This window comes from Antarctobacter heliothermus, assembly GCF_900188425.1.
In the GTDB taxonomy this organism is placed as follows: domain Bacteria; phylum Pseudomonadota; class Alphaproteobacteria; order Rhodobacterales; family Rhodobacteraceae; genus Antarctobacter; species Antarctobacter heliothermus.
Genome location: NZ_FZON01000118.1, coordinates 1 through 4,736 on the forward strand (window position 1 = coordinate 1; position 4,736 = coordinate 4,736).

The window sequence follows — 4,736 nt, forward strand, 5'->3', positions numbered from 1 at the left end:
GTCGATTACCTTCTGGCGGGTGATCCCATTCATGCAATAGTCACCGGTTGATGTCCAAACAGCGCCTTTGCGGACGATGAAAAAGTTGCAGGCGTTGGTCGTGTTCACAAACCCGAATGGGTCGAGCATCAACGCCTCATCCGCGCCCGCGCGCACCGCTTGGTTCAGGGCAATGATGCAGTTCAGCTTGGAATGTGAGTTCAGCTTGGCATCTTGCGTCAGAGGCAATCCGCGATGATGGGGCACGGTGAACAAGGAAATCCCACGTTCGATCACGCCATCGTCCGGCTTTGAATGCTCTGCTATGATCACGATTGTGGGGCCGTAGACGCTCAGATGTGGATGCTGGAACGGTTTAATCTTGCGCCCACGCGTGACCATGAGCCGGATATGCACATCCGTGGTCATGCCGTTGGCCTTCAGCGTGTCCCAAACCGCCTGTGTCAGGTTGGCCCGCGTCTTTCCGATGTCGAGGTCCAGAAACAACGCTGCCTCATACAGTCGGTCAAGATGGGCTTCGAGAAAGGGAATATGCCCGTCATACAGGCGCAATCCCTCCCAGATGCCATCACCCAGTAAAAAGCCACTGTCGTAAACCGATACCCGCGCCGCGTCGCGGTGGACGATCTCGCCGTTGACGTAGATCAGGATATCGTCATTGCGCGCGTCGGGGGCGGCGTCATGGGTCGAAACAAGGCTGTCGGTCATGGGGCTGTCCTGTCTGAAATCGCGCGAACCGTGACATGGCCTGCGCATAGTGAAAAGGGCAACAGGCTTGTCGGGATGAGATGCTCGGGCTATTCATCCGGTATGACGGAAGACCCTGACGCCATCTTGGCCAAGCTGCCGACCAGACTGAAAGAGGCCCGCCGCGCGCAGGGCCTGTCGCTGGATGCCGTGGCGAAATTGTCGGGCGTGTCCCGAAGTATGGTCAGCCAGATTGAACGGGGCGAATCCTCGCCCACCATCGCGACGCTTTGGAATCTGACCCGCGCCTTGCAGGTCGACTTTGCCGGGCTGTTGGACGAGGCTCCGGTGCGCCAGATCGAAGTCTTGCGCGCAAGTGACGTTCCCACCATCGAGAACCGTGGCGCGGGCTGTACCATCCGCATTCTTTCTCCGCCCGAAGAAGCGGGACAGCATGAGGTGTATGAACTTCGTTTTGCTGCGGGCGGAATGCTCGACAGCCTGCCGCACACCCGAGGCGCGCGCGAGCACCTCAGCGTGATCGAGGGAGAGATTGAGGTGACCAGTGCCAGCGGGGCCGAGCGGTTGGGCCCCGGTGATACTGCGCGATACGCCGCCGACGTCGCGCACCGTATCTCGGCCATTGCCCCGGCGCGCGCATTTCTAGTGGTGCAGGACGCCTGAGGGTCCGCCGATATGGTGGAAAAAAATCCGGCATCCTGAAAATCCTCTATTTGGGAAGTGCGTCCGTTATGTTAGCTTTCCTGCAACGGAGGCTGACATGACACACCGATTCCTGACCCATATGACCGATACGCTGGCCCAGATTGACGCTGAGGGCCTGATGAAGCGTGAGCGCCTGATCACCTCGCCGCAGGGTGGTGAGATCATGGTGGATGGCCAGAGCAAGATCTGCCTGTGCGCCAACAATTACCTGGGCCTTGCCAATCATCCGGACCTGATCGCCGCTGCGAAATCCGCTATGGATCCAAAGGGATACGGTATGGCCTCTGTCCGGTTCATTTGCGGTACGCAGGATCTGCACCGCGAACTGGAGACGCGGCTCGCAAGGTTTTTGGGGAAGGACGATTCGATCCTGTTTGCCGCTTGCTTTGACGCTAATGGAGGGCTCTTTGAGCCACTCTTGGGGCCGGAGGACGCCATCATTTCGGATGCACTGAACCATGCCTCGATCATCGACGGCATCCGGTTGTGCAAGGCGCAGCGCTATCGCTATGCCAATTCCGATATGGCAGAGCTAGAGGCGCAGTTGCAAAAGGCGCGCGAGGACGGCGCGCGGTTCATCATGATCGCCACGGATGGCGTGTTCTCGATGGATGGGTATCTGGCGAAGCTCCCCGAAATCACGGCGCTGGCGGAAGAATACGATGCACTGGTCATGGTGGATGACTGCCACGCCACGGGCTTCATGGGACCTAAGGGGCAGGGGACGCCGGCGCATTTCGGTGTGGATGTGGACATCCTGACCGGCACGTTGGGCAAGGCCTTGGGCGGGGCCATCGGCGGTTACATCGCCGGACCTCAGCCGGTGATCGACCTGCTGCGCCAGCGCGCACGGCCCTATCTGTTCTCCAACGCCTTGCCGCCCGCTGTGGTGGCGGCGGGGATAGAGGCAATCCGGCTGGTCGAAGAGGGCGACGACCTGCGCGCAAGGCTGTTCCACAATGCCGCCTATTGGCGCGCGGGCCTGACCGATCTTGGCTTTGACCTGTTGCCGGGGGAACACCCGATCATCCCGGTCATGTTGGGGGAGGCGCAACTGGCGCAGGACATGGCGGCGCGGTTGTTCGACGAAGGGATCTATGTTTCCGGTTTCTTCTTTCCGGTGGTGCCGAAGGGGCAGGCGCGCATCCGCACGCAGATGAGCGCAGCGCTGACACGCGAGGATCTGGACAAGGCGATGGATGCGTTTGCCAAGGTCGGGCGAGAGCTTAAGGTGATCTCATGAGCAATCAGATGAAAGCACTGGTCAAGGCCAAACCCGAGGAAGGTCTGTGGATGGAACGCGTTCCGGTGCCTGAGATTGGCCCGGATGATGTGCTGATCAAGATCAAGGCAACCGGCATCTGCGGCACGGATATCCACATCTGGAACTGGGACGACTGGGCGCAAAAGACGGTTCCGGTGCCGTTGGTGACGGGGCATGAGTTTGCCGGTGAGATTGTCGAGGTCGGCCGCAATGTGGACGATCTGAAGATCGGTCAACGGTGCAGCGGTGAGGGGCATCTGATCGGCAAACACTCGCGCCAGAGCCGGGCGGGAAAATTCCACCTCGATCCGGAAACGCGCGGGATTGGCGTGAATGAGCAGGGGGCCTTTGCGCAATATCTGCGCCTGCCGGCCTTCAACGTGGTACCCTTGCCGGATGAGATCCCCGATGAGATCGGTGCCATCCTTGATCCGCTGGGCAATGCCGTCCACACGGCGCTCAGCTTTGATCTGGTGGGAGAGGACGTGCTGATCACTGGCGCGGGTCCGATTGGGATTATGGCGGCGGCGGTCGCGCGGCACGTCGGCGCGCGGCATGTGGTGATCACGGATGTGAACCCGGACAGGCTGGCGCTGGCGGAAAAGGTGGCCGATGTGGTGCCAGTCAATGTGGCGACTGAGAACCTGCGTGACGTGACAGCGCGGCTGAAGATGCGCGAAGGCTTTGACGTCGGGCTAGAGATGTCGGGCAATCAAACCGCGCTGGACCAGATGGTTGAGACCTTGGTGATGGGCGGACGGATCGCTCTGCTGGGCATCCCGCCGGGGAAATCGCCGGTCGACTGGTCGCGGATCGTGTTCAAGGCGATCACGATCAAGGGGGTTTACGGCCGTGAGATCTTTGAGACCTGGTACAAGATGATCGCCATGCTGGAAAACGGGCTGGACGTATCCAAGGTGATCACCCACCGCTTTGCCGTCGACCGCTATCAAGAAGGTTTTGCGGCGATGAAGTCAGGCAAGTCCGGCAAGGTGGTGCTGGACTGGGTCTGACGTCCTTCGGAAAACTCAGAAATGCGGCACACGCCCCAGGGTTTTGACCCCGGGGCGTGCGTGCGTTCAGGCCTCAAGGCCCAGCTTGTACACATGAATCTCGAATGTCGGGTGTTGTTCGGCACCGATGACGCCCGGCCGGGCATGGCGGTAGGTCGCGCGCCAATAGGGTTGAATGACGACACCTTCGTTCTGCATGATCTTCTGCAGCTTGGCCGACTGCTCACGCCGCACGTCGGCGTCGGCGATGGCCATGGCTTGCTTTAGCGTTTCATCGAATTCGGCATTGGCAAAGCCGGTTTCGTTCCACGCCTCGCCTGACCGATAGGCCAGCGCCAGAACCTGTACGCCCAGAGGGCGCTGCGCCCAGTCGGTCGCCGAGAACGGGTAGTCCGCCCAATCGTTCCAGAAGGTATTGCCGGGAATGATCGTGCGGCGGACCTGAATGCCCGCATCGCGCAGCTGCGCGGCAACGGCATCACAGGTGTCTCGGCGCCAGTTGTCGTCAATCGAGATCAGCTCATGCTCGAAATCCGCAAGACCCGCTTCGGCCATCAACGCCGCAGCCTTGGCCGGGTCATTCTCTGGCGCGGGCAGTTCGGCGTACTCCGGGTGGATCGGGCAGACATGGTGGTTTTCCGCCACCTCACCTTGATCGGCATAGCCGAGTTCAAGGCACACGGCGTTCGACTGTCAATCGGCACGCAATCCTGACCCCCTATCGGCGCCCAAAAATGACCCCCTTATTTTGCGCAGGGGTAGCTGGCCCGATGCGGTGTAGCCATCACACAGCGCAGCCGCGTCGGGCCAGCGGGGCCTGGGTTACTCCCTGGTCTTGAAGCGCCAGCTCTCGTTGCCGGTTTCGACGATGTCGCAGTGGTGGGTAAGGCGATCAAGTAGCGCTGTCGTCATCTTGGCGTCTCCGAAGACCGATGGCCATTCACCGAAGTCGAGGTTGGTCGTCACGATGATGGACGTGCGCTCGTAGAGACGACTGACGAGGTGGAACAGCAGCTGGCCGCCGGTCTGAGCAAACGGGAGATAGC

General features: G+C 60.7%; 4 protein-coding genes and 2 pseudogenes. 3 read left to right on the forward strand and 3 right to left on the reverse strand.

Features of this window, described 5'->3' with window-relative positions; translation table 11 throughout:
• Positions 1-708: aminotransferase class IV (locus CHB90_RS25540; RefSeq protein WP_089280508.1), on the reverse strand; the 708-nt coding region annotated here is incomplete at its 3' end.
• 102 nt (positions 709-810) lie between these two features.
• Between CHB90_RS25540 and CHB90_RS25545 the strand changes: the two genes are divergently transcribed.
• The 3 genes from CHB90_RS25545 (at position 811) to tdh (ending at position 3,690) form a co-directional block, all read left to right on the forward strand.
• Positions 811-1,371, forward strand: coding sequence for a helix-turn-helix domain-containing protein (locus CHB90_RS25545; RefSeq protein ID WP_089280509.1), 561 nt, complete (start codon positions 811-813; stop codon positions 1,369-1,371).
• Between the two features lie 97 nt (positions 1,372-1,468).
• Positions 1,469-2,656: a glycine C-acetyltransferase gene (locus CHB90_RS25550; RefSeq protein WP_089280510.1), complete on the forward strand. Its 1,188-nt coding sequence runs from the start codon at positions 1,469-1,471 to the stop codon at positions 2,654-2,656.
• Positions 2,653-3,690 (forward strand): L-threonine 3-dehydrogenase, encoded by a 1,038-nt coding sequence (gene tdh / locus CHB90_RS25555; RefSeq protein ID WP_089280511.1) that lies wholly within the window; start codon positions 2,653-2,655, stop codon positions 3,688-3,690. Before CHB90_RS25550 ends, tdh begins: the two co-directional genes overlap by 4 nt.
• Before the next feature lie 66 nt (positions 3,691-3,756).
• On the opposite strand, the pseudogene CHB90_RS25560 reads toward tdh, so the two are convergent.
• Positions 3,757-4,377: pseudogene (locus tag CHB90_RS25560) on the reverse strand (ABC transporter substrate-binding protein); the annotation flags it as partial.
• Positions 4,378-4,512: 135 nt separating this feature from the next.
• Positions 4,513-4,736 (reverse strand): annotated as a pseudogene (istB, locus tag CHB90_RS25565) (IS21-like element ISPkr1 family helper ATPase IstB); the annotation flags it as partial.

Bases quoted from the DNA above. Each gene is read 5' to 3' on its own strand.
- CHB90_RS25545 (WP_089280509.1), top strand. From the start codon at position 811: ATGACGGAAGACCCTGACGCCATCTTGGCCAAGCTGCCGACCAGACTG.
- CHB90_RS25550 (WP_089280510.1), top strand. From the start codon at position 1,469: ATGACACACCGATTCCTGACCCATATGACCGATACGCTGGCCCAGATT.
- tdh (WP_089280511.1), top strand. From the start codon at position 2,653: ATGAGCAATCAGATGAAAGCACTGGTCAAGGCCAAACCCGAGGAAGGT.